Raw genomic sequence first — 26,724 nt, forward strand, 5'->3', positions numbered from 1 at the left:
TCATGGGAGATAGAGAGAAGAGAGATGCAGATATAAGAGACAAAATTGTTAATTTGCTTGATCAGCAACAGGCAACAAAATTTCACCAGCAGTTTGTAATGCTTCATGTGTATGAACAAGCATTAATTTTTGTTAATTTAGATGAAAAACAACGAGCAAGGGTGTATCGCTATCTCACTCCTGCTGAATTAGCCGATACCTTTAATGCGATCGAGGAAGAACCTGAAAATGTAGCAAAATATTTTCAAGAGATGTCAACTAAGTATGCTGCTGGAGTAATATCTGAGATGTATACTGATAATGCTGTTGATATTTTGGCATATGTGGATAATGTAAGTTTAAATAAGTACTTAAGGCTGTTGCCACGGGAAAATGCTGCAGAAATCAAAGAAATGCTGCACTATGAAGATAAAACAGCCGGAGCTATTATGGCAACCGAATTCGTCAAGATTGTCGTCAATCAAACTGCTAGATCTGCGCTGCATGTTTTGAAAAAAGCTGCAGTTGATGCGGAAACAATTTATTATTCATACGTGGTCGATGCTGATGACAAACTTATTGGTGTAGTCACCTTAAGGGACTTGTTGATTAGCGATGATGATTTGTTGATTGAAGAAATTATGAATAACCAAGTAATGTCGGTAAAAGTCGATGAAGATCAAGAAGACGTTGCTAAGACAATTCGTGACTATAACTTTTTGGCAATTCCAGTGACAGATTATGATGAAAAGATGATTGGAATTATCACAGTCGATGATATTATCGATGTTATCGATGAAGAATCTGCTGAAGATTACTCTGGACTGGCTGGTGTTGATACAGAGGAAAGTACAACTAATCCCTTTAAATCTGCTTCGAAGAGATTACCATGGCTCGTAACACTGCTTTTTTTGGGAATGTCAACTGCAACATTAATTTCGCATTATGAACAGCTAGTGAGTGAGGCAAGTATCTTGGCAGTTTTTATCTCATCTATTACGGGTACTGCGGGGAATGCAGGGACGCAAAGTTTGGCTGTTGCGGTCAGAAAACTGGCTTCTAAAGATGATAATGATGGCCTTTTCAAGACGATTATTACTGAATTATTGACTGGTCTCATAATAGGGATAATTACAGGACTAACAATTTTTTTAATTGTTGGAATTTGGAAGGGTAATTTTGTTTTAGGTTTTGTAATTGGCTTGGCTATGATGTGTGCGATTATTGTGGCCAATTTGGCTGGTGGTCTTATTCCTATGGCCATGGACAAGCTGGGCTTTGATCCAGCAGTTGCCTCCGGTCCTTTCATTTCAACGCTTAGTGATTTAACTTCTGTTTTAATTTATTTCAATATTGCGAGTCTATTTTTATCATTCATTGTAAAGAAATGACTCATTTAAAATATTTCGTAAATTTGTTATAAGCATTACAAAGAATATTAAACAGAGGACTGGTTCAAAAGTTATTTTTGAATCAGCCCTCTGTTTATTCCGTATAAACACGTGCCCGTAAGCCAAATTTTACTGGCTTATGCCACATTTTCTTTTCTTGTGTCAAAAAAGTTAATTGAAGCGCGCAAAAGAGACACAGACCCCCTCAGGTACCGGGATATCTTTTTGAAGTAGAGTAAGTGAACCATCTGTACTAGAACGTTCAAAAAGTGTAGCGTTGTCGGTGTTTTGGTTGGTAACAACCAGAAACTTTTCAGTTGAATCTAGTGCAAAGTCACGTGGGAATTCACCTTCTGTTGACGTGTAGCCAGAATGACTGAGTGTGAAATCAGGATTGACTTTGAACACAGCAATTGTATTGTGACCACGATTAGAGACATAGACGAATTTACCATCAGTTGAAATACGAACTGCCGCAACCCCGTTATTAGCTGCATCAAACGTCTCGGGAATCGTTACGAGTGTCTGAAGTAAATCAAATTTGCCAGTTTGACTGTCGTAAGACAGTGTAGATATGTGACTGCTGAGTTCACCAACAAGGTAGGCAAATTTACCATTTGGATGGAAAACGATATGACGTGGGGCGAAACCAGGAGCCGTTTCAAAGGTTGCAACCAAGCTTAATTGTCCGTTTGCACTAATATCGTAAGTATAGACTTTATCGGATCCTAGATCACAGACAACTAGACGTTTATCTGGAGTCAAATCAGTAAAATGTATTTTTGCTGTATCTTGTTCTGGTAGTGGACCATGACCAGTATGTTTAACTTCATTAACAGTTGTTAATACCCCATCTGAATCAACTTTGTAGACTGTAATTGTACCCTTATGATAGTTTGCAGCAAAGGCCAAATGATGCTCATTATCTAATCCAACATAGCAGGGAGGTGCGCCAGCAGCTGTTTGTGTATTGATAAGTTTAGGTTTCGTTTTGCCAGAAAAGCTTGCGATGCCACCCAAATCATCGTCTTTTACAACGGTAAAGACTTGACCAGCAGAATTGCTTTGCAGGTAAGTTGGATTATCTAGTTGAATAAATAATTCTGGAGTAGATAATCGCTTTTTATTTTCATCCAGAATTGCTTCATAGATACCTTTAGAAGCTTTTTTAGTGTAAGTACCAAATAGAATTTTTTGAGTCAATATACGTCCTCCTTAGAGTATTTATTATTTTCTATAAGTATATCATATCTTATAAAAACGGTAACAATTACTTAGTAAAGTTCGACTACAATGTGATACAATAAATGATAAAGACAAACACTTAGTGGAGAAGGGGTCAGTAGTATGCTAGAAGCAAAGGTTGTTGAAATTGGGCCAGAGGCTATTTCAAAAAACGATCCATTGATGATTCTTTTTGATGAAACAGCATCGGTCCAATTAAGACGAGTATCTGTGGTACAACATTTTATAAATTCAGACATTAAAAAAAGAGATATTAAGAGTTTGAAAAACATTCAGATTGATGATCAGGTTTATGAAATAAAACATATTGGGGAATTAGTTCAAAGTAATATGGAAATGATTGGTCATGCAACTTTGTTTTTTGCACCAGTTCCTGAGAACCCACAGCATAGCGGAATTTATTTAGAACCATATGAATTACCAAATATTTCTGTTGGAAGTGTTATTAAGTATTATTAGAACTAAACTTGACACAGACTTGAATGTAGAAGAAGCGTGACTCAAGATGAAAAGCGTTCGCGTGTAATTAAAAAAGGAAGCTAGGTTAAAAGTTAAATTGACCTAGCTTCCTTTTTGCTACACTTTTATTTTAAAAATACTTGTTAGATATTATCTCCATTGAAAATTGAATTTTTTACGATAACATAATCAACTTTTCTTAATGAATTCAATTCTCGACCACCAGCATAAGAGATTGACGACTGCAAATCTTCACGCATCTCGCGCAATGTGTCGGCAATAGAACCGCGGTAAGGAATTAGTACTTTCTTTCCTTCGACATTCTTGTACTGGCCCTTTTGATATTGTGATGCTGAACCAAAGTAAGTCTTGAACTTCTCACCATTTTGTTCGATGATTTCACCAGGACTTTCTTTATGACCAGCAAACAGCGAACCAATCATGCACATTGAAGCGCCAAAACGAATCGATTTTGCAATATCGCCATTGTGACGGATTCCTCCATCTGCAATGATTGGTTTACTTGCAGCCTTTCCACAGAGACGAACAGCAGCTAATTGCCAACCACCAGTACCAAAACCGGTTTTAAGTTTTGTAATGCAAACTTTACCAGGACCAATTCCAACTTTTGTTGCATCTGCACCAGCATTTTCGAGTTCACGAACACCTTCTGGAGTACCGACATTTCCAGCTATCACAAAAGTACCAGGAAGTTTTTTCTTAATATACTTGATCATTTCAATGACTGTGTCAGAGTGACCGTGGGCAACATCGATAGTAATGTATTCTGGAATAGCTCTGAGTTCAGCTAGTTCGTCTATTAATTTGTATTCATTTGATTTTACACCAACTGAAATTGAAGCAAAAAGCCCTTTGGAATGCATCATCTGTACGAAGGTTGTCCTTTTATTTTCTTCAAAGCGGTGCATGATATAAAAATAACCATTTTGGGCTAGCCAGATAGCAAGTGGTTCATCAATTATTGTTTGCATATTTGCTGGGACTACAGGAATCCTAAAAGTCATTGGACCAAACTTGACAGTGGTGTCAACTTCAGACCGACTTTTAACGATACACTTATTTGGAACTAATTGAATATCTTCATAATCGAATACAGACATTTTTAAAACCTCTCATTCTTTATTGAACACATAATTCGGTTAATTCGGTGAATACGTTTATCAAGATGACAAACACATTGTAAGTTACAGCAATATGTGATAAAAGTCAAATTTAAAATAGGAAAAGTATGATAAATATTCGTGTTTTGTTCTGAGAATGACTAAATTCTTAGTACGGGTTATAATCAATATGATGAATTATGTTGAGGAGAGTAAGTAAAATGTCAAAAAAAGAGAAAATTAAAAAAACAAATGATGAAAGAATTCTTGATCAACATCATGTAAAATATCAGGAAGTTTTTTTCAATTGGTTAGAAAAAGGAGCAGATGCGTTAGGTGAAGCCGAAGCTGTTGGAGTGCCAGCCAAAAGTATCTTGAAGACTATTGTGTTAAAAGGAAGCGATAATGAAAATGACTATCTTGTTGTCTGTTTACCATTAGAATTTGAAATCGACTTGAAGTTGATTGCTAACCAGCTGCATAAAAAGCAGGTTCATCTCGCAGATAATAAGAAACTAATTAATATTACAGGATATGTTCACGGAGCTAATACGCCAATTGGCATAAATATTCGCAAGGGTTTTCCTATTTATTTTGACGAACGTATTAAAGAATACGAAGAAATATCGGTTTCAGCTGGCAAGGTTGGGCGTTCAGTTCGTTTAAAGCAAAGGGATTTAGTTGAACTTGTTGCAGGAAAATATTTGAAGGTCCAGTAGAGTAGGGAGACGAACTTGAAAAAAATCGAGAAAAAGTTACATTTTGTTGCACAGAATATTGATATGTTTGTCTGTCCTGTTTGTAGATCGAGCTTTGTAGATACTCAACCTTATAGCGTAATCTGTAAGAATGGTCATAATTTTGATTTTTCAAAAAAAGGAACACTGTATCTCCTAACACATCAAATAACAAGCGATTACGATGACGATAGAATGTGGAATTCACGAGCAAAAATTCAGGCAGCTGGTTTTTTTGAGCCAATTGCGGAAAAAATAACATCAATTATCGGTACTGAAGAAAGGAAGCGAATATTAGATGTTGGATGTGGTGAAGGGTCAACACTTTCGTACATTGAAAATAAACGGCAGAATAGCGAAGATGTAATGATAGGTTTTGATATTTCAAAACGAGCAATAAATCTAGCAGCTAAAAGAGAAAGTGACGCATTTTATTGTATCGCAGATCTGGCAAAGCTTCCCTTTAACAAGGGGATATTCGACATTGTCATTGATATGTTTTCACCTTCATCATATAGTGAATTCAAGCGTGTACTCGCTCCAGGCGGTTCACTGATTAAAATTATTCCTAATAGTAATTATCTAATTGAATTACGACATCTTCTTTACGACGAAGGCGATAAGAACTATTCATATAGTAATCATGATGTGTTGGAATTATTTAAGGAGAACTATCCGGCTGCAGAAATCGAACAACTTAGGTATTCCTTTAAATTAACGCCGGAATTATTTGAAAATCTTGTATATATGACTCCTCTTCATTGGGGAGCAGACTCCGAGAAACTTGAACAGGCTCTGAGCAACAAATTGAATGAGATAACTATTGATGTTTCAGTTTTAGTTGTTAAAAGCTAATAAAAGTTAATTTTTTTGTAAGAAAACCTTGAAAACTTAATAGGGGCATGGTAATATAATCTCAAGAAATCGGTTTTTAGTGATTATCGAGTTTATCGTTAGTCATTACATAATTGTACTTCATTTAACGTAACTGTTCGCCGTGCCCACACCGAACAGTTACGCTTTTTTATTGTAAATTTTTTTGAATGGAGACCTATCTGAAATGACAAATCATATTGTTTTATTCGAACCATTAATGCCAGCAAATACGGGTAATATTGCCCGAACGTGTGCTGGAACAAATACAGAACTGCATCTAATTGAGCCACTTGGGTTTTCAACTGATGATAAATATCTTAAAAGAGCTGGACTTGATTATTGGGACAAGGTCAAGATTACTTATCATAAAAACTTACCAGTTTTTATGGACTCACTGGGTGAAAATGATGAACTGTATCTAGTTTCAAAATTCGCAACTAGGTCATACGCTCAGGCAGATTATTCCGACACAAACAAGGACCACTATTTTTTGTTTGGAAAAGAGACGACTGGGTTACCTGAACCATTTATGCGTGCGAACATGGAGAAATGTATTCGTATCCCGCAAAACGATAAAAATATCAGGGCCTTAAATTTATCCAATAGTGCAGCAATTGTAATTTTTGAAGTTTTAAGACAGCAAAATTTCCCTGATTTAGAGCAAACGCATCTTTATGAGAATGATAAATTGAAGTAGACAATATCTGAGCATTTGTTATGTTAGAATTGAATCAGATATATATCGAGGTGAAAAAGGTGGCACAGAGAAAAAGAAAACCAAGTATCAAGGCTAAAAAGAGAGAGTCCAATAGGATTTGTGGAGCCTTTTTTATTTTCTTTGGTGTATTTGGAATTTTTAAATTGGGGTTTTTAGGAATATTGTGCTTGAATCTCTTCCGTATCTTTCTAGGGGATGTAGCAGTAATTGGTTTAGCTGCACTTGTTGTACTTGGAGCCTATCTCCTAGTTTTTGGAACTGAGCCAAAGCTAAAGAAGAATTGGATTTGGGGATTAGGTGGTCTTATATTATCCTTGCTGTTGATCTTGCATGCGATGTTGTTTGGTAAGCTTGATTTGCATTCTCATTTTATTAATATTACGTGGCAGTATCTTCAAAATGATCTAGTAGCTGGTGATATTGGAACGAGTGTAGGTGGTGGAATGCTGGGTGCATTCTTCTATGCTCCAGCTTATTTCTTATTTTCCCAGGTAGGGACTTATATATTTGGTTCGGTCTTTGCTGTCCTTAGTTTGTGTGTTTTCTTTGAAGTATCATTTACTAAGGTTTTACAGGTAATTGGAGTTACTGCTAACTACTTCATAAAAGGCTGTAGTGTTATATTAAGAAAACTGTTTGAAACAGTTAAAAGTGGCTATAGCAAGATAAAAAGGCATAATAAGAAATCACATGAACAAAAAATTGTAAAAAACAAAAAGAACTTGCGCAGCAAAAACAACAGAGTGTTGTAGATAATACTGAGCAAGAACAGATGAAAGGGCAAGAACCTGTAACTGAGACAGAATTTGTCAAAACTAACAGTTGGAATACAGAAAAAAAAGAGACTGAAGATACAACCGGTGATGAGACTAAAGATGATAATAGTAGCGAATCGCTTATTACTGGAAATTCAGTGAATCCAGATTATAAGTTACCAGGGACAGAATTGCTACAAGATGTTGCGGCAGAAGATCAAAGCGATGAATATAAGAAAATTGAGCGTAATACTAAGGTTCTTAAGGAAACATTCAAAAGTTTTGGTGTTGATGTCGAAATAAAAAAAGCAATCTTAGGTCCCTCCGTTACCAAATATGAGTTACATCCTGCGATTGGTGTAAAAGTGAGCAAAATTGTTGGATTGACGGATGATTTGGCCTTAGCATTGGCAGCTAAAGACATTAGAATTGAAGCACCGATTCCTGGTAAATCATTGATTGGTATTGAAGTACCTAATCAGAAAGTATCAACTGTCTCGTTCAGAAGTATAATTGAGGAACAAAAGAGACAACATTCTAAATTACTCGAGGTTCCCCTAGGAAGAGATATTGCAGGCAATCTTGTTACGGCTGACTTAGGCAAAATGCCCCATTTGTTGATTGCCGGCTCTACTGGTAGCGGAAAATCAGTTGCAATTAATGGAATTATTACAAGTTTATTAATGAACTGTCCGCCACATTTAGTTAAGTTGATGCTGGTTGATCCAAAGAAAGTTGAATTGGGTGTCTATAATGGGATTCCACATTTGTTGACACCTGTTGTGACAAATCCTAAAAAAGCTGCAAAGGCTCTAAACAAGTTGGTTGAGGAAATGGAACGCCGCTATGAGCTCTTTGCAAACACGGGTCAGAGAAACATTGCTGGGTATAATGAGATGGTAGAACGGCAAAATAAGGAAATGAAGACGGCTGAACAACTGTTACCTTATATTGTAATTGTGGTTGATGAATTATCTGACTTGATGATGGTAGCTTCAAATGAAGTTGAAGATGCGATTATTAGGTTGGCACAAATGGCACGTGCTGCTGGAATTCACATGATTTTAGCGACTCAGCGTCCCTCAGTCGATGTTATTACCGGTTTGATAAAAGCAAATGTTCCTTCAAGGATGGCTTTTGCGGTTTCAAGTGGTACTGACTCACGAACAATTATTGATTCAAATGGTGCAGAAAAATTATTAGGTCGAGGAGACATGCTGTTTCTTCCAATGGGACTTAATAAGCCAATTAGGGTTCAAGGTGCATTTATTTCTGATCAAGATGTGGCAAACATAGTGGCTTTTGTAAAAGAACAACAGCCTGCAGAGTATGATGAGTCGTTAATTGTCTCAGATGAAGAAACACAGCAAAATCAAACTGATGATACAGAAGATGAATTGTTCGAGGATGCGGTTAAGTTAATTGCAAGAGAGCAATCATGCAGCATCTCAATGCTTCAGCGCCGTTTCAGGATTGGTTATAATCGTGCTGCTAGACTTGTAGATGAGTTGGAGGCTCATGGTATGGTAGGTCCATCTGAGGGCAGTAAGCCTCGTAAAGTGTTTGTGCAAAAAGATGATGATTTAACAACGAAAGAATAACAAGTTAGAAAGGTATACAAGAAACAAGATGGTTAGCTATAAATAAAGGATTGCGCCGAAGTATCTTTTGGGCAATCCTTTATTAGTTTTGAGATATGAGTGTATGTTGAAAGTAAGATTGTTTTTTGTATTTTTTTCGCTTATTATTAGGTCTATGAATATTTAGGGAGGAAAAATAAGTGCGTATAAGCTTGAATCCAGGTGTTAGTTTATCGTTGATTTCAACCAAACAATTTAAAACAACTAGAATAGCAGTGGATTTGATAACTCCATTGAAGTCTGAATCATTAACCAAACGCTTGCTTTTAGCTAGTGTTTTGGAAAACAGCAGTCAGAAGTATCCTAGTCAGAAGATATTATCAGAAGAACTTGCACGAATGTATGGTGCAGGGTTTGGTGTTTCTACAGAAAGAAAGGGAAATATTCATGCGTTAAGCTTTAACTTGGAATGCGTTAATGAACATTTTTTGAATACTAATAGTCAATTATTAGAACAAGGAATCAATTTCTTAAAGGAAATTATTTTTAAACCATTGTTAGATGGTAATCGTTTTGATCCAAAGACTTTTGAGAGACAAAAGGAAGTTCTAGCTGATTATATCAGTTCGGTCAAAGATGATAGGCAGTTATTTGCGACACTTGAATTGAATAATGCTTTTTTTGAAGATGACGGGCAAGCGCTTCCTTCATTTGGAGATGCTGAAAGTCTGGCTAAAATTACAAATGAAGAACTATACAAGTATTACATTGAATGCATTAACAATGATCAAGTCGAAATAATTATTTCTGGTGATGTGGCTGATGAAAAGTCAAGAAAAATAGCAGCCAGTCTTAATTTTTCTGATAGGTATCCTGAAAAAGTACCACTGTTTTATGTACAATCATTGCAGAATCAGATTAAGGAACGTATTCATCATCTTGAAATCAGTCAGGCTAAATTAAACCTTGGATACTCGTTGCCTGTCTATTTTCAAGAAAATAAGTATTATGCTGCTTTAGTTTTTAATGATTTATTTGGTGGTCAACCGCTTTCAAAATTGTTTGTTAATGTTCGTGAAAAAGCGAGCTTGGCGTATTATGCGAGCAGCTCATATGATAGTTTTCGTGGATTCCTATCAGTTAAAACTGGGATTGAAGCAAAAAACAAAAATCAAGTCTTACAGATTGTTAACCAACAACTAGAGGAACTAAGAGCGGGAAACTCCGCAAAAAAAGAAATAGAGACTGCAAAAAGATCTTTGATCAATAGTTATTTAAGTCAATTGGATCATCAGGGTGTCTTACTTAGTCGAGCACTGTTTAATGGTTTATTGAATAAAGAACTGCAAGAAAATGAGTGGATTGAGAAAATAAAAAGTGTGACAATTGCAGATATCGCCGAGATTGCCGGAAAGGCACATTTAGAGGCAGTCAGCTTTTTAGATGGGAAAGTAAAGAATGAAAATAATTGATTATCCTAATTTTGAAGAAAAAGTTTACCAAAAGGTATTATCTAATGGATTGACCGTTAATCTGGTCCCAAAAGTGGGATTTCATAAGACATATGCAAGCTTTACTGTAAATTATGGTTCGGTAGATTCAACGTTTGTATCATTAGATGATAATAAAATTATGAACAGACCAGACGGAGTTGCACATTTTTTGGAGCATAAGTTGTTTGAAAAACCTGACTATGATGCTTTTGAATTATTTGGACAGTTGGGTGCGGATTCAAATGCATTTACTTCATATACAAAAACAAGTTACCTTTTTTCAACTGTTGAGAATGTCAGAAAATGTCTTGAGACCTTACTTGACTTTGTACAATCTCCGTATTTTACAAAGGAATCGGTCGAGAAGGAAAAAGGAATAATTACCCAGGAAATCATGATGTACAATGATGACTATAACTGGAGATTATATAGTGGAATAGTTGAAAATTTGTATCCACACAGTCCTTTAAGCAAAGACATTGCAGGCACTGTAGAGTCGATTCAAAATATCTCAAGCAAAGACTTGTATGATTGTTATCGGACTTTCTATCAGCCTAGTAATATGGATTTGTTTGTAGTAGGTGCAATTAATCCCAATGAAGTAATCAACTGGATTGAAGAAAATCAAAGTAAAAAGCAATTCCCTAGTGCTCCTCAAATAATGCATAGTAAGACAATGATAAATGATGAATATGACATTATTCCTTATCGCACACTCAGAGTTGACACAAGTCGGCCTAAAGTTGCGGTTGGAATTCGTGGGAATATAGAATTACCAGCTGGTAAAAAGGGATTAAAGTATAAAATTGCTTTAAATATTGGGATGTACTTGTTGATGGGTGAATCGTCGGAGGCATACAATGAACTATACGATAATGGCTTGATTGATGATAGCTTTGATTACGATATTTCAGTTGGTCGAGGATATCATTTTTGTGTTATAAGTGGTGAAACCAGTAACGCTGAAAAATTTATTATGAAAGTGACAGAGTTGCTAAAGAGTGCTAATGAAACAATTAGTGGTCAAAAAGTAGAATTTGTACTGGCAAAGAAGGAATTTATCGGTAGACAAATTCAGTCAATGAATTCACTTGAAGGAATTGCAAATCGATATGAAGGAAAATTATTTGACGGTGCTATGAGTTTTGATGCGGTTAAGATTTTGAAAGAACTGAAAATGAAAGATATTTTGCAGGCGATTGATGAATTCATTGAACCTGATAATATGAGTGTGTATCAAGTCTTACCGAAAGAAGATGTTGATTAATGAGATGGGCACTGGTAGTGGGTGCATCTGGAGATATTGGTGAAAAAATTGCGGTTGATTTAGCAAAAGATGGATGGTCATTGTATTTGCATGCAAACACAGAAATCAATAAAGTAAACAAATTAATTGAAAAATTAAGATCAGAGTATCAAAAACAGGATTTTTTGCAAATTAAAGCAGATTTCAATGATTTGAAACAAGTTGAAGGCATAACGGCTCAGTTGTTTTCTTTGGATGCATTGATTTTTGCACAGGGGACAACATACTACGGATTATTTAGCCAGAGTGCGTATGACAACACTGCAGAAATCATGCAGATGCAAGTACTTAGCCCATTGAGACTGATTCAATTATTGGAAGACAAACTTGCAAAAAGTGGTTATGGAAGAATTGTTTTTCTAGGTTCAGTATATGGCGGTTCAGGTAGTGCAATGGAGGTAGCTTATAGTACAGCCAAGGGGGCATTATCGGCGTTTGTAAAAGCTTATAGTAAGGAAGTAGCCTCACTTGGAATCACTGTCAATGTAATTGCACCAGGTGCAGTTGATACAAAGATGAATTCGTTGTTTTCTGATAAGCAAAAAGAAAAAATTGATGAGCAAATTCCGATGGGAAGGTTTGCTTCTGCGGATGAAATCAGTTATTGGGTCAGGGCAGTTTTGGAAGAACACGCTAGGTATCTCACGGGTCAGACGATTTATGTAACTGGTGGTTGGTTGAAATAAGTAATTCTTAATTAATATATTTAACTGTCTATGATATACTTGATGTAGATTAGATAATTATAGATATAAGCTAATATTGGAGAGTTAAAAATGGTTGAAATTGGAAAAAGTTTACAAGCTGCAAGAATTGAAAAGGGATATACCTTAGATGATTTACAACAAATCACAAAAATTCAAAAGAGATACTTGATTGCAATTGAAGATGAACGTTTTGAAGCATTACCAGGAGATTTTTATGTCAAAGCGTTTATTAAGCAGTATGCAGAATGTGTTGATGTAGATCCAACAGAATTTTTAAGTGCATTTGAAAGCCAAAAGGCAACAGCTAGTGACGCGGTCGAGAAGACTGCAAAAACCCGAAGCGAGGTTACTCGCGAGAGTATCCAGAAATCCAATAAGGTTAATCGCTTTTTAGGCTATCTTCCCACTATCATTGTTGTTGCGGTAGTGGTAGTGATACTGGGGTCTATTTATTATGTTGCATGGAGTAAGCATCAAGAGGATGCACAAACACAGCAAATTGAGAGCAGTTCGAAGGTTTCTGTTTCTTCACAAAAGGATTCGAAGTCAAGTTCAAGTTCAACTTCAAGTTCAAGTTCATCATCTTCGAGCGAAAGTAAGAAGTCATCTTCAAAGAATTCTAAGAAGTCGAGTAGTTCGAAGACAAAAAAAGAGAAGAGCAGCAAGTCAAAAATTAGTTTAGCTTCAAGCAGTGGGTCGAAATTTGTATATACGATGACTAAACCTGCAAGTACAAACACCGTTAAATTTGCAGTTGATGGCAGCAAGGCTTGGAGTGCGGTATCTTCAAACGGCACACAGCAATGGCAAGGAACTTTAAGCAGTGGGGAAAGTCATGAAGTTAGCTTACCAAGTGGAACAACAGCAATTACTATTAACTTGGGAAATTCTGAAGCTACTACACTGACAATTAATGGTAAGAAGTTTAATTATAAGAAGGACAACAGTTCTTTGACAGTTAGGACGATTACAATTAATTTAGAGGACTAGTATTTTAAAGTACTAGTATAAAAAAGGATTGAGAGGCCTGTTTTCTAATGAATTTACCAAATAAACTTACGGTGATACGTATTATTTTAATTCCAATTTTTATGTTAATTTTGTTACTGCCACTTGACTGGGGAACAGCTTCAATTGGCGGTGCAATGATTCCTACCACACAGATTTTAGGTGCAATAATTTTTGCAGTTGCCTCAATTACAGACTTTGCTGATGGACAGATTGCTCGCAAACAGCATTTGGTAACAAATTTTGGTAAATTTGCTGATCCTTTGGCCGATAAAATGCTTGTGATGACAGCTTTTATTATTTTAGTTTCAATTGGTAAGGTACCTGCATGGGTGGCAGCGATAATTGTTTGCCGTGAGCTTGCCGTTACTGGGCTACGCTTAATCGTTGTTGAGAATGATGGTAAGGTTATTGCAGCTGCAATGCCTGGAAAAATTAAAACGACGACCCAAATGTTATCAATTATTTTTCTGTTTTTGAATAACATATTTTTTGCGGCTATAGGTATTCCTGTTGGGGAAATTTTGTTATATATTTGTTTATTCTTTACCGTATATTCAGGTATCGAATATTTTGTGAATAGTAGGGAAATATTTGCGGATTCATTTGATAAATAGTCAATAACAACTAATCCTGTATTGTTGAATACAAAGATTGGTTGTTTTTTTAAAATTTTGCGTGTATACAATTTAGTGGGAGGCATTTAATAATGCATGCAGAAATAATCGCGGTTGGAACAGAGATTCTCTTAGGACAGATTGTTAATACTAATGCTACTTTTGTTGCAAAAAGGTTGGCAGACATGGGGATTGATGTTTATTTTGAATCTGTAGTTGGAGATAATGAAGGACGTCTTTTAGGTGAGGTTAAGAGGGCTGCCTCTAGGAGTGAGCTTGTAATTTTGATAGGAGGGCTTGGACCGACAAAAGATGATTTAACAAAACAAACTGTTGCAGAGTTTTTAGGAAAAGATCTTGTTGAAGATGAAGCAGCGATGGCTAAAATTACGCGCTATTATGCTGAAACTGGAAAAACAATGACTGAGAACAACAAAATACAAGCACTTTATATTCAAGATTCTATTGCTTTAAAAAACGAAACTGGATTTGCAGTAGGAAATTATTTTAAGAATGCAAATGGAACGGATTTTTTGTTGTTGCCTGGTCCGCCTAGTGAAATGAAACCAATGTTCGCTCATCAAGCACAGCCAAGACTGCAAGAGACTTATTTTAATGATCATCGATTATTTTCAAGAGTATTACGCTTTTTCGGAATAGGTGAGTCAATGTTGGTTACAAAATTAGCTGATTTAATTGATGGACAATCTAATCCGACGATTGCACCATATGCAAAAACCAGCGAGGTTACTTTGAGGTTAACGGCAAGTAGTGAAACAGAAGCTGTTGCTAAAAAAATGTTAGATGAACTAGAGAACGAGATAAATGAACGTGTTGGTGAATTTATGTATGGATACGGCGACGATAATAGTTTGGTCGCAGTTGTAGTGGATCAATTAAAAAAAAGCAAACTGACAATTGCAGCTGCAGAGAGTCTCACTGCTGGTAAATTTCAATCTACTCTAGGAAGTGTTCCTGGTGTTTCAACTGTGTTTTATGGTGGAGTAGTCACTTATTCAAACCAAACTAAGGAACATTTGTTAGGTGTTTCTCATGAGACATTAGAAAATGAAGGAGCTGTGAGTGAACAAACAGCCAAAGAAATGGCTGATTCTGTAAGAGAAAAACTTGGAACAGATATTGGAATTTCCTTTACCGGAGTTGCGGGTCCCACAGAATTAGAAGGACAACCAGTTGGAACGGTTTGGATAGGTCTTGCAATGAAAGGTCAGAAAACAACTGCAAAGTTATATCATTTCTCAAGTAATCGCTATTTTATAAGAGAAAGAGCGGTATTATCTGGTCTTGATTACATAAGAAGGTCTCTTTAATATCGAACTTTTGTTCGTTTTTGGCTTGCTTTTTTTAGAATTAATCTGTATTATAAGACTGTAAAGAATTGTTTATACGGTATTATTAGGAGGAGTAAATTTGGCTGATGAACGACAAGCAGCTCTTGATGCTGCGTTGAAAAAGATAGAAAAGAATTTTGGCAAGGGATCGATTATGCGTATGGGCGAAAAGGCCGATACACAAATTTCAACAGTTTCAAGTGGCTCACTTGCACTTGATGAAGCTCTTGGCGTCGGCGGATATCCTCGTGGGAGAATCGTTGAAGTCTACGGACCTGAAAGCTCAGGTAAAACGACAGTGGCACTTCATGCTGTTGCCGAAGTTCAAAGTAATGGCGGTGTGGCAGCGTATATTGATGCTGAGAATGCGTTGGATCCAGCTTATGCGACAAAGCTAGGTGTCAATATTGATGAATTGCTTCTTTCACAGCCAGATACTGGTGAACAAGGATTAGAGATTGCGGACGCACTTGTTTCTTCAGGTGCGATTGACATTGTCGTTATCGATTCTGTTGCAGCTTTGGTTCCCCGTGCTGAAATTGAAGGCGAAATGGGTGATGCTCATGTTGGCTTACAAGCAAGATTGATGTCACAAGCGTTACGTAAATTGTCTGGGACTATTAACAAAACAAAAACGATTGCGATTTTTATTAACCAAATTCGTGAAAAAGTCGGAGTTATGTTTGGTAATCCAGAAATTACACCGGGTGGTCGTGCACTTAAGTTTTATTCAACTGTTCGTCTGGAAGTCAGGAGAGCTGAACAGATAAAAGATGGAACTGAAATTATAGGTAACCGTGTAAAAATAAAAGTTGTAAAGAACAAGGTTGCTCCACCCTTTAAACGTGCGGAAGTTGACATTATGTACGGTGAAGGAATTTCAAAAACTGGTGAGCTTGTTGATATGGCAGTTGAAAAAGATATTATTAAGAAAAGTGGTTCTTGGTATTCTTATGGTGAAGATCGAATTGGTCAAGGCAGAGAGAATGCAAAACAATATTTAGCAGATAACCCTGAAGTTATGCACGAAATTATGTTGAAAGTAAGACAGGCATATGGAATTGCAGATGAAGGAGAAACTGCTGAAATTTCAACTGAACTACCACTGGATAATGAATAAATCAATAAAATAAGAAAGTCAAAAGGAATTTAACGTACTATTCATTCTTGATGGATAATATGCTAAATTTCTTTTTTTGCGTAGTTATATGCAAAGTAATAGTTATTATATTAAATAAATATATATTTTTATTTAATATAATAGAATATAATCTATATAAGGGGGGATAATATGGAAAATCAGGGGCTTATGCAACAGGATAATTTAAGCTTGGTGCTTTGTGAGTTAAGGAAAAAGGAATTATTTTCGTTATTTGAAGAAGCAAGAGTACTTTCAATTTTAGAAAAATCAGTGGTATTACGGTATAAACGTGGTGAGAGATTAATATTTGATAGCAACAGGAAACAAAGATTCTTTTTTTTGACACAAGGAATAGTTAATATAAATGTGTATAGTTGCAATGGGGAGGCTGAAGGATCATTCTTCTTGGGGAAGAATGAATTCTTGCCGTTTTCGATGATTTTGAAAAGTACCTTAAGAAATTTTAATCTGGTAGCCTGTACAGATATAACAATTGTAGCAATAACGAAAAATGATTTTGAAAAAATGGTTCATAACGATATCGCAATTGAGAATTTTTTGGATGACAAAAAAAGTAATATTATTGCTGATTTCTTAAAATGTAATATGATAAATTCGTATGCTCAACCACAGATGAGGGTTATTTTGATGTTACAACATATGAGCAAAAAATTCGGTATGATAAATGAATCTTTTGAATATGTTATTCCTAGGTGGTTAACGCAGACGAAACTTGCTAATCTTGCTGGAACTACACGAGAGACTGTAGGAAAAACCTATAGAATGTTGAGAAATGAAAATTTATTAGTTGGTACAGCTGGGAAGGAACGGCTTACGTATTCTTTTTCTAGGAAATATAAAGACTATTTATAATGTGGGATAAGATTCGAAGTGATAGACTTTTTTTGCTATAATGAAACCAAAATGAATTTATGAGGTTAGTTAATATGAAAAAAGAAGTTAGACAGGCTAAAATCGAACAATTAATCACACAAAATGAGATTGGAACCCAAGAAGAATTAATGGATGTCCTAGCTCAGGAGGGTATCAAGGCAACACAGGCAACTATTTCAAGAGATATAAGAGAAATGAGAATTATTAAAGAACCAAATGGGAGTGGACGTATCCGGTATACTATTTTCAAAGGAAACTCACCTTCTGAAGAAGAGAAGATGTATGCTGCAATTTCTGATTCGGTGACAGATGTTACATTGGTACAAACAATGAATGTTGTACATACATTGCCTAGAACCGCCAATGTTTTATCTGCAATTATTGATGATCTTAAAAAAGAAGAGGTAGTTGGAACAATTGCCGGATATGATACTATTTTGGTTATCAGTAAGAACAAGGAAGACGCTAAAATCATGAATGACTTATTCAATAAATATTTGAGAATTGGAAGATCATGAGAGTAAAGCAATTTTTAATTATTTTTAACGCTTTTGTTTCAAAAATGAGCATTATTTACAAGTATGATAAAATCATAGAAATACTTGTAAAAGGATTGGATTAAAACAATGGGAAATGGTTCTTTTTTAGAAAATTTGTTGAGTAAAGTGAAGTACTTCTTCAAAAAATTTGGTAAATGGTTAAAAAATAAAATTAGAAGATATCAGTTAATTCGCTGGCTAATCATCGTTTGTTTAGCGTTATTTTTGATAATGAGTATTTACTTGGTCTTTATTGCTAAGACTGCAAATGTTGGAAATTTGAAAGATGAGTTGGAACAAACGACAGAGATATATGACCACTCGGGTAACAAAGCAGGATATTTGTACTCTCAAAAGGGCACGTGGGTGGATATGGATAATATTTCGTCCAATATTACTGATGCTGTTTTGTCAACTGAAGATCGGAACTTTTATCACGAGTATGGTTTTTCGTTCAAGGGTATCGGACGTGCGTCCTTATTGTTATTAAAAAATAAGATATTAGGCAGAAATTATATTAGCGGTGGAGGTAGTACACTTACACAACAATTAGTCAAGAATGCGTTCCTGTCACAAGAACAGACTTTTTCACGTAAAGCAAAAGAGATTTTTATCTCGATGCAGGTTGAAAATGAGTATAGCAAAAAAGAAATTTTAGAGATGTATTTAAACAGCGCCTATTTTGGAAATGGCGTCTGGGGTGTGCAAGATGCTGCAGAAAAATATTTTGGTGTTTCGGCTAAAAATGTTACTGTGGGGCAAGCTGCTACCTTAGCAGGAATGCTTACCAATCCAACGAAATATAATCCGATTGATCATCTAACAAATGCGACAGACCGACGAAATGTTGTTCTGGGGCTGATGGTCGAAAATAAAAAGATCACAGAAGCTCAAGCAAAACAGTATAAGCAGGTTGCGATGACTGTTCATGACAATTATCAATACGAATCTGGTTATAAGTATCCATACTATTTTGATGCAGTAATTAGTGAAGCAATTAGCAGGTATGGATTGAGTGAAACCGAAATTATGAATGGCGGATATAAGATTTATACTTCATTGAACCAGACATATCAGACAAAAATGCAAAACAGTTTTGCTAATTCAACACTATTTCCATACAATGCAAGCGATGGTACTAAGGCACAAGGCTCTTCAATCGCGATTGACCCAAAAACCGGAGGTGTACTGGCACTTGTTGGTGGTAGGGAAGGGTCCCATGTTTTCCGTGGATATAATAGGGCAACACAGTTGATTCGCTCACCTGGTTCTACAATTAAACCGATTGCCGTATATACACCGGCATTGGAATCAGGATACCATTATGATTCTATATTGAAAGATAAATTACGTTCTTATGGGACAAATAAATATACTCCACACAATATAGATGATGATTATGCAGGTAATATTATGATGTACAAGGCACTTGCTGAAAGTAAGAATGCTGCGACAGTTTGGTTGTTAAATAAGATAGGCGTTCAGAATGGATATAATATGGTGAAAAAATTCGGCTTAAATGTCTCAAAAAGCGATGACAATTTGAGCCTTGCCTTGGGGGGACTGACTAAAGGCGTGTCTCCATACCAGATGGCCGAGGCGTACACAACATTTGCCAATGGTGGCGTAAAAACCTCACCGTATTTGATTACAAAAATTGTAGATGCTTCTGGGAAAACAATTGTAAATAATAAGGTCTCTTCAAAACGTATAATCAGTAAGAAGACAGCAAACGAAATGACAAGCATGATGATTGATGTATTTAATGATGGAACTGGGGTAAATGCAAAACCTTATGGTTACACGATTGCTGGTAAAACGGGAACAACAAAGGCAGATTCTGGGACGGCCACAAGTGATAAGGATCATTGGTACATTGGGTATACTCCTGATGTTGTTGTAGCAACATGGGTCGGTTTTGACTCAGCAAAGTACAGTCTTGATAATGAAGGTGTTCGCGGAGGGTCGGCATTATTCAAGAATGAAATGGAGAATATTTTGCCATATACTGCTAAAACATCATTTTCAGTCAAGAGTGCTGCTACTAGGCTTGCGAATACAAAGAGTAGCAGTTCTGCAAACAGTATCTGGAATGGTTTAAAAGATGCGGGAGAAAGTGTTTCTAAGTCTGCCAATAGTTTAAAAGAGAAAGCCAGTGGATTATTTAGTGAAGGAAAAGAAAAAATCCAACAATGGTTTGGAAATTAGACTATTAAAATGTGGAGTTCTGAGGAACTAAAATGGTACAATTGGCATGGATACTAATAAAGGGGGCTATATTGTGATCAATATATATGATTCGGCAAATCAATTAGAAAAGGACTTAAGAAGTACACAGGAATACAAGGATTTAAAGGCTGCGTATGATGTAGTTAAAGCAGATGAAAGTGCTTATCAACAATTTAAAGAATTTCAAAAAGCTCAAATTGATTTTCAGAATAAACAGGTACAGGGAAATATTCAAGAATCTGACCTTAATGATATTAAGGAATTGGGAGAACAAGTTGAAAAAGTCGAAGTGATCATGAATTTGATGAATAAAGAAAGAGCGTTAGCACAATTGATTGATGAAATTAATCAAATCATGTTCAAACCAGTAAGCGAGTTATATCAAGGATAAATGTGGATATTGACTAAAACTACAGGCAAGGTGTTATTTTGTTGTGACTAACTTGAAGTTAGACGAAGAATTTTGATTTGTGGAACGAATTTATATGTAATCAACGGAGGGGATAGGACAAAATATAAATTTTGAACCTACCCCTTTTTATTGTTTGAAATTAAGAGGTGATTAATTTGAAATTTATTCATTGTGCCGATTTACATCTGGGCAGTTCCTTTGAAGGCCTAGATGGTATCGATGATTCACAATTGAAAGTCTTGATAAATTCTGGAATAAGAGCACTCACAAAAGTGATTGCTGTGGCTGTAGCAGAGAAAGTTGATTTTATAATATTTGCGGGTGATATTTTCGATGGACATCAAATTAATTTATCCTTGCAGCTTAAGCTTAAAAGCTTGTTTGAAGAACTACAAAATCATAATATTTATGTATTCATAGCATTCGGAAATCATGATTTTCAAAATTTAGATAAAGTTAATTTTTATTTTCCCGAAAATGTTTATATTTTTCCCAATCAGGTAACAACTAAAAAAATAATAATTGGAAATGACGAAATTGCTGTAACTGGATTCAGCTATGGTGAACGATGGGTAAAAAGTGAGATTGCGAACTATCCCCAACATCTTGATGTGAAATGGCACATTGGCATGTTGCATGGTGCTGCTGTGGAGGACGACAGTTTACAAAATTATGCACCATTTAGACTGAATGAGTTGTTAAGTAAAAATTATGATTACTGGGCTTTGGGACATATTCATAGTCGACGCATCCTTAATGAAAAACCACCAATTATATATGCTGGCTCGCTTCAAGGTAGAAATAATAAGGAAGTTGGAGCAAAAGGTTTCTACATGGTTGGAGAAATCGATGGGCGGCTTTGTCCTGAATTTAGGAAAATCGATGGGCTTAAATGGGAAAATATAGATAAGAGTATTTCAAAAGTTCAGATGTATGAGGACGTAGAGGCTGAATTAATCCAAGATATAGAGCATAAAACAAGTGGAAATAACAAATTGACAGTGATTAGTATTAATTTGAAAATAAATGCAAAAAATACTGAATTGTTGGCAAATATTCAAAATGAATATCTTTTGCGTACTTTAAGAAGAAGTGTAAACAAAGAAGTTTTCATTCGAAAAATAAATTATGAAATAGTTACAGTTGCCGAAACTATTCGCCTAGACCAAGAAATTTTGGAAAAAGTTAAAGATGATGTTTTTAATAAAGAAGTAATTAGTGATCTATTAGGTAAATTAAAGAATTTTGAATTCATTGATGATCATTTTAAAAATGAAGATGTAACCAAGGAAATTTTAGAAAAAGCAAAGTTAAATTTGATTGAGGATGTTGATGACTATGAAGATTTTAGAAGCTAACATTTACGGATATGGTCGCTTTGTTGATCGTCATTTTGATATTTCAAATGATTTTCAAGTTGTTACGGGGGAAAACGAGTCCGGTAAGTCTACATTCATGTCATTTATTAGCTCAATTTTATTTGGATTCCCAACTAAACGAGAAAAAAATGAGAGTTATGTACCCAAAAAAGGTAGTATCTATGGTGGCAATTTAGTAGTTTTACAACATGGGCAAAAGTATTTGATTGAGCGCATCAACAGTGATAAAGGCAATAATTTATCAATAGTAAACAAACAAAATGATGAAAAAATTCCAGAAAGTATATTAAAGAAATGGTTATCAGGAATCGATAAACAGCTATTCAATGAAATTTATGCTGTAAATCAAACTGGTTTACGTGCAATATTGGATTTAAAGCCTAATGAACTCGAGAGAAATTTTTACAGCATTGCAACCAGTGGCAGTCAAGAAATCTTTGAAATGCAAAAGAAGTTTTTGAAGGCAGCTGGAGAATTATATAAACCTAATGGCAGAGTCCCTAAAATTAATGTTATGCTCAAAGACTATGATAGGCAGCAAAAAAACTTACAACATTTAATTAATAGAATGGACGAGTCCAAGCAGCTTGAAGAGAAAATTGTCGAGTTGCAGGAGCAAAATTCACTGTTTCAACAGGAAAAAGGACAATATGAACAGAAAGTATTAGAGCTGCAGCAGCTAATCTCTTCATGGGATTCATATCAAGAGATGTTGAGTACCTCAAAAATGGTTACAGGTAATAAGGCAAAAATTACACTGGCAGTATTTGAACAAATACAGCTTCAAAATAATAAAATCAATGCAATTGAAGAGACACTTAACAGCTTAGAAAAACAAATGGCACATGTAAAATCACAATTAGAAGAAAAAAATTTTGCAGAATTAGATTTTTATTTACGAAATAAAGATGATTTTGATAAATTATTTGTATCATTAAGTTCTTCAAGAAATCAGTCCAAACAGGCGACGGATAATACCAAAATATTAAGTAGGAGAAATAAAAAGTCAAAAAATAGTGAAAATAATCTGATGTTTTTTGGGATACTTGGAATATCGATTTTAATATTGTTTTTTGTTTCCAACGTAGTAATAAAAAGTATTGGATTGATAGGCATTATTGTTGGAATATATGGTTTTAGCAAAACAATCAAAAAAAATTCAGATAATAAACCTGATAGTAGGCTTGAGCAGATTTCAAGGCAGAACAATTTTGATTTTTGTAAAGAAGAATTGGGACTTTCCACTGATTATCCAGAGAATTTAAAAAAAATCTTGAATTTTCAAAATCAAATTAAAGAACAACAAAATCATAAGGACGAGTACGAGGCAAAAAAAAGATTTTTGATTCAAGAGCAAAATGATAAACTATCTAAATTAAGGCAGGAACAAATCCAACTTGATACTCAACTCAAAGAATTTGGATATGATAACTTTACAGTTCTGAGGAATACATACTTTCAACAGCAAAATCAGATTGAAACAGAAAGCAAGTTGCATGGTTTGAAATCACAAATTCCAAGCAGTGTAATTGGAAAATTGAAAAAGTATTCGAGCCAAAATGAGATTGAAGAAGAGAAAGATTATGTTAGTAATGAATTTAAGTTGAAAAAGGATGATTATGATAAGCGGCTTGAACTTGTCATAAATTATAAAATTCAATTGGAAAAAATCGGGGATTCAAATGAGATAGCTGTCTTACAGCAGGAGGCAGCAAATCAAAGAGCACAGATTAATACAAAGATTGAAGAATGGTTAGCATTGTCTCTTACTGACAGATGGCTGGATGATTACTTAGGTAAGTTATCCAAAAATAGATTGCCACAGGTAATTAATCTTGCCACCAATTTTTTTGAAAGATTAACTAGGGGGCATTTTACTAGTATTATTTTAAAAGAAAGCCAATTTATTTTGCAGACCAGCGATAATCAAAGTTTTAAGGTTACAGAACTATCAAGAGCGACGGCAGAACAATTATACCTATCGATGAGACTAGCATTTGTAGTTACTTTCAACAAAAAAATTGGGTTGCCAATTATAATAGATGATGGATTCGTAAATTTTGACAGAAAGCGTAAGTTCCAAATTATTGATTTATTGTTAGAAATCAGTACTGAAACACAAATATTATGTTTTACAGTCGATATTTCTGCCATATGTGATAAGGTAAGTAACGAAGGAATTTTGGTTATTTAGAAAATAAAAGGAGGATTAAGTTTGAGTCAAAATAAAATATATGACTATGCAGTGGACGAAAGTATGGAATTATTCATGCTGATAAAGTCTGCAGATGTCCGGATTGCAAAGAATGGTAATAAATTTATTGCTTTTATGTTTGCCGATAGTTCGGGTGAAATAAGTGCAAAGTTTTGGGATGCATCTGATAATGATATTGCATCATTTGTACCAGGAAAAATAGTTTTTGTTAAGGGTAAGCGGGAAGTTTACCAAGGAAATCCTCAGGTTAAAATATTTAAGATGCGCTTGGCAAATGAACAAGAACCGAATAATGTCAATTCGTTTGTAAAAAAGGCTCCTGTTTCTGTGGATGACATGGAAGATGAGTTTAATGCTACGCTTTTTGAAATTACAAATGCAAATTGGAATCGGATTGTAAGATACCTTTTGACTGAATATCACGATCAATTTTTCAGCTATCCTGCGGCTAAGAAAAATCATCATGCATTTGCGGGAGGGCTTGCCTTTCACACAATATCAATGTTGCGTTTAGCACATGCTGTTGTTAAGGAATATGATAATATTAATGCTCCATTGCTGTATGCTGGGACAATCTTGCATGATTTGGGCAAGGTAATCGAATTATCTGGCCCCGTTGCAACACAGTATACTTTAGCAGGTAATTTGCTAGGACATATCGTACTTATTGATGAACAGATTATTAAAGCAGCTGATAAGTTGAAGATTGATCTTGAAAGTGAAGACATGATCTTACTTCGCCATATGATATTATCACATCATGGGTTATTGGAATATGGATCACCAGTTCAACCTCACATTTTAGAGGCCGAAGTATTGCATCAAATTGATCAATTGGATGCCTCTATTCAGATGTTAAAGGGAACGCTTGAGCATACTGAACCTGGCACGTTTTCTGAAAGAATTTTTGGGATGGACGGGAGAAACTTTTATCGTTCTACAGAAGATAAGAACTAACTAGTTCAGGATACCATTTTTTTAAATGAGAAGATCATGGATTCGAGTTCTAAAGGGATTTCACAATGGTTAAGGTAATAAAAGCTGATTCTTTACGTAAGTTTATGATATAGCATAGTTACTTTGTAGTTATTTTGCACTTAAAATTAAAGTCACACTTCCTATGAAGTGCCCCACAATGATAGCCTTATTATCTAATAATTGTGAGGAACTCAAAGCATGTGGCTTTTTTGTCATAGCAAACATTTTTAATGATAAGCACAAAAATGATCAAGTGTGGAGCATGATAGGGTTATAAAGAAGTATATTTTTGGTATAATAAGGGAAGCTAATGGGTTACAGCGACAAGAATACAACATAAGATATCTTACAGAAAATATGCAAACAAAAAAGTCTTAAAACGTTGGTTTTAAGGCTTTTTTGTTTGCATAAAATGCATAAAGTATGCCCTCGGCAGGAGTCGAACCTGTACTTGGAAACCCAAACAGCGACCTGAACGCTGCGCGTCTGCCAATTCCGCCACGAGGGCAATAAACAATAACACTAAAATATTATACAACAAACTTCTATTAAATAAAAGGATAAAAAACGAAACACTTGCATACTATTTGAATAACATTTAAAATTAAGTAAAGAAAACGTAACCATTTATATCTTGAAGATTAAGATTGCTTAATGAAGCAGTTAGTTAAAGTAAAAAGTTGGAATAGTGATGTTATAATGGTTGCAGGGAATAAGGGGTGAGCTCAATGGAACAAAAATATCATAGTATTCTAGTTCCCGTTGATGGTTCAAAAAATGCAGAGAAAGCGTTAAGAAGGGCAATTGAAGTAGCAAAACGAAATAATGGAAAAATCGAGATCCTGAATGTGATTGATACAAGACAATTCACAAATAACTTTGGTGGAATTGTCAGCATGTCGGGTGATATTATTTATTCTACTTTTGAGGCAGTACAGGAATATCTTGAAAAGCTAAAGAAAAGTATTATAAAGGAAGAAGGCCTTTCTCATGTTGATGTTCATGTAAGATTCGGTTCTCCAAAAGTTGTGATTGCCCATGATTTTTTAGAAGATTACCCAGTAGATTTAATTATTTTGGGAAAAACTGGTATGTCTGCGGTGGGACGCATATTCGTGGGCTCCGTGACAGATGGTGTTGTCAGGGCCGCAAGGTGTGATGTATTGGTTGTAGGCTGAAAGTGAGGTAATGATGATGTCAACACTAGAAATGATTGCTTTATTTAGTTTAATACTATTAATGGCATATAATATTAGGTTAGGTTTGATGGTGAAAAAACTACGTGATAAATTAAGTAAGGGTAAGGAAATTGAACTTACTGAATCTACTAATAAAGAAATTGTTGATGCGATAAAGACAAGAAAAAAATGGACTGTTTTGAGTCAGTGCCTATTTTGGATATCAATTGTTATGATGCTGTATGGCTCAATGGGACTATTGATTTATTTTCTAGACTTGTATACTATTGCAGTAATTTATATAAATCTGGTAAATCGGAAAGTCTTTACCGAGCTCATAAAGTTATAATTAAAGGTAAGTAAGGAAATAAAGCTGGGGTGATTTTCTTAACCTTAGCTTTTTTAGTGAAATAAA

23 protein-coding genes, 1 tRNA gene and 1 pseudogene are annotated in these 26,724 nt (G+C 35.1%); 22 read left to right on the forward strand and 3 right to left on the reverse strand.

Going from position 1 to position 26,724, the window contains the following annotated elements:
* The first annotated feature begins 2 nt into the window (after positions 1–2).
* Positions 3–1,370, forward strand: a complete 1,368-nt coding sequence (mgtE, locus tag GSM_RS00780) for a magnesium transporter (RefSeq protein WP_003688052.1) — start codon at positions 3–5, stop codon at positions 1,368–1,370.
* A gap of 171 nt (positions 1,371–1,541) precedes the next feature.
* Here mgtE and GSM_RS00785 read toward each other — a convergent pair whose 3' ends face one another.
* The gene (locus tag GSM_RS00785) at positions 1,542–2,573 is read right to left on the reverse strand and encodes a lactonase family protein (RefSeq protein ID WP_003688051.1); all 1,032 of its coding nucleotides are present in this window, start codon (positions 2,571–2,573) and stop codon (positions 1,542–1,544) included.
* Positions 2,574–2,717: 144 nt separating this feature from the next.
* On the opposite strand from GSM_RS00785, the gene GSM_RS00790 reads away from it, so the two are divergent.
* Positions 2,718–3,074, forward strand: a complete 357-nt coding sequence (locus GSM_RS00790) for a PTS glucitol/sorbitol transporter subunit IIA (protein WP_003688050.1) — start codon at positions 2,718–2,720, stop codon at positions 3,072–3,074.
* Positions 3,075–3,217: 143 nt separating this feature from the next.
* Here the strand turns inward: GSM_RS00790 and GSM_RS00795 are convergent, their stop codons facing one another.
* Entirely contained in the window at positions 3,218–4,195 is a 978-nt protein-coding gene (locus GSM_RS00795; RefSeq protein WP_003688049.1) for a GMP reductase, read from the reverse strand.
* 221 nt (positions 4,196–4,416) lie between these two features.
* On the opposite strand from GSM_RS00795, the gene GSM_RS00800 reads away from it, so the two are divergent.
* The 18 genes and pseudogenes from GSM_RS00800 to GSM_RS00885 all read left to right on the forward strand — a co-directional run bounded on the left by GSM_RS00800 (position 4,417) and on the right by GSM_RS00885 (position 25,110).
* Positions 4,417–4,914 (forward strand): YbaK/EbsC family protein, encoded by a 498-nt coding sequence (locus tag GSM_RS00800; RefSeq protein ID WP_003688048.1) that lies wholly within the window; start codon positions 4,417–4,419, stop codon positions 4,912–4,914.
* Between the two features lie 15 nt (positions 4,915–4,929).
* Positions 4,930–5,787 carry a methyltransferase domain-containing protein gene (locus GSM_RS00805; protein WP_003688047.1) on the forward strand — a complete coding sequence of 286 codons (858 nt, stop codon included), beginning with the start codon at positions 4,930–4,932 and terminating at the stop codon, positions 5,785–5,787.
* Positions 5,788–5,992: 205 nt separating this feature from the next.
* Positions 5,993–6,505, forward strand: coding sequence for a tRNA (uridine(34)/cytosine(34)/5-carboxymethylaminomethyluridine(34)-2'-O)-methyltransferase TrmL (trmL, locus tag GSM_RS00810; RefSeq protein WP_003688046.1), 513 nt, complete (start codon positions 5,993–5,995; stop codon positions 6,503–6,505).
* Between the two features lie 50 nt (positions 6,506–6,555).
* Positions 6,556–8,882: pseudogene (locus GSM_RS15610) on the forward strand (DNA translocase FtsK).
* A 179-nt stretch (positions 8,883–9,061) separates the two neighbouring features.
* Positions 9,062–10,333: an EF-P 5-aminopentanol modification-associated protein YfmF gene (gene yfmF, locus GSM_RS00820; RefSeq protein WP_003688044.1), complete on the forward strand. Its 1,272-nt coding sequence runs from the start codon at positions 9,062–9,064 to the stop codon at positions 10,331–10,333.
* Positions 10,320–11,621 (forward strand): EF-P 5-aminopentanol modification-associated protein YfmH, encoded by a 1,302-nt coding sequence (yfmH, locus tag GSM_RS00825; protein ID WP_003688043.1) that lies wholly within the window; start codon positions 10,320–10,322, stop codon positions 11,619–11,621. Before yfmF ends, yfmH begins: the two co-directional genes overlap by 14 nt.
* Complete coding sequence (gene ymfI, locus GSM_RS00830) at positions 11,621–12,346, forward strand: elongation factor P 5-aminopentanone reductase (RefSeq protein WP_010077676.1); 726 nt, start codon at positions 11,621–11,623, stop codon at positions 12,344–12,346. The genes yfmH and ymfI overlap by 1 nt, the downstream gene beginning before the upstream one ends.
* Before the next feature lie 90 nt (positions 12,347–12,436).
* Positions 12,437–13,357: a helix-turn-helix domain-containing protein gene (locus GSM_RS00835; RefSeq protein WP_003688038.1), complete on the forward strand. Its 921-nt coding sequence runs from the start codon at positions 12,437–12,439 to the stop codon at positions 13,355–13,357.
* A 47-nt stretch (positions 13,358–13,404) separates the two neighbouring features.
* Positions 13,405–13,992, forward strand: a complete 588-nt coding sequence (gene pgsA, locus GSM_RS00840; protein WP_003688037.1) for a CDP-diacylglycerol--glycerol-3-phosphate 3-phosphatidyltransferase — start codon at positions 13,405–13,407, stop codon at positions 13,990–13,992.
* 92 nt (positions 13,993–14,084) lie between these two features.
* On the forward strand, positions 14,085–15,323 hold the full coding sequence (locus GSM_RS00845; protein ID WP_003688035.1) for a competence/damage-inducible protein A: 1,239 nt from the start codon (positions 14,085–14,087) through the stop codon (positions 15,321–15,323).
* 100 nt (positions 15,324–15,423) lie between these two features.
* Positions 15,424–16,464, forward strand: coding sequence for a recombinase RecA (gene recA / locus GSM_RS00850; RefSeq protein WP_003688034.1), 1,041 nt, complete (start codon positions 15,424–15,426; stop codon positions 16,462–16,464).
* Between the two features lie 171 nt (positions 16,465–16,635).
* Positions 16,636–17,358, forward strand: a complete 723-nt coding sequence (locus tag GSM_RS00855) for a Crp/Fnr family transcriptional regulator (RefSeq protein WP_003688033.1) — start codon at positions 16,636–16,638, stop codon at positions 17,356–17,358.
* Between the two features lie 74 nt (positions 17,359–17,432).
* A complete protein-coding gene (gene argR / locus GSM_RS00860; protein ID WP_003688032.1) occupies positions 17,433–17,897 on the forward strand; it encodes an arginine repressor in 465 nt (154 codons plus the stop codon).
* Positions 17,898–18,005: 108 nt separating this feature from the next.
* Positions 18,006–20,126, forward strand: a complete 2,121-nt coding sequence (locus GSM_RS00865; RefSeq protein WP_003688031.1) for a PBP1A family penicillin-binding protein — start codon at positions 18,006–18,008, stop codon at positions 20,124–20,126.
* A gap of 73 nt (positions 20,127–20,199) precedes the next feature.
* Positions 20,200–20,538: a YlbF family regulator gene (locus tag GSM_RS00870; protein WP_003688030.1), complete on the forward strand. Its 339-nt coding sequence runs from the start codon at positions 20,200–20,202 to the stop codon at positions 20,536–20,538.
* Positions 20,539–20,705: 167 nt separating this feature from the next.
* Entirely contained in the window at positions 20,706–21,917 is a 1,212-nt protein-coding gene (locus GSM_RS00875) for a metallophosphoesterase family protein (protein ID WP_235720324.1), read from the forward strand.
* On the forward strand, positions 21,898–24,132 hold the full coding sequence (locus tag GSM_RS00880; RefSeq protein ID WP_003688028.1) for an ATP-binding protein: 2,235 nt from the start codon (positions 21,898–21,900) through the stop codon (positions 24,130–24,132). The genes GSM_RS00875 and GSM_RS00880 overlap by 20 nt, the downstream gene beginning before the upstream one ends.
* A gap of 21 nt (positions 24,133–24,153) precedes the next feature.
* Entirely contained in the window at positions 24,154–25,110 is a 957-nt protein-coding gene (locus GSM_RS00885) for a 3'-5' exoribonuclease YhaM family protein (protein WP_003688027.1), read from the forward strand.
* Between the two features lie 445 nt (positions 25,111–25,555).
* Here GSM_RS00885 and GSM_RS00890 read toward each other — a convergent pair.
* Positions 25,556–25,639, reverse strand: a tRNA-Leu gene (locus tag GSM_RS00890).
* Positions 25,640–25,859: 220 nt separating this feature from the next.
* Here GSM_RS00890 and GSM_RS00895 point away from each other — a divergent pair.
* Positions 25,860–26,309, forward strand: coding sequence for a universal stress protein (locus GSM_RS00895; RefSeq protein ID WP_003688026.1), 450 nt, complete (start codon positions 25,860–25,862; stop codon positions 26,307–26,309).
* Between the two features lie 16 nt (positions 26,310–26,325).
* Positions 26,326–26,658: a hypothetical protein gene (locus GSM_RS00900; protein WP_003688024.1), complete on the forward strand. Its 333-nt coding sequence runs from the start codon at positions 26,326–26,328 to the stop codon at positions 26,656–26,658.
* Positions 26,659–26,724 lie beyond the last annotated feature (66 nt).

The organism is Liquorilactobacillus mali KCTC 3596 = DSM 20444 (assembly GCF_000260415.1).
In the GTDB taxonomy this organism is placed as follows: domain Bacteria; phylum Bacillota; class Bacilli; order Lactobacillales; family Lactobacillaceae; genus Liquorilactobacillus; species Liquorilactobacillus mali.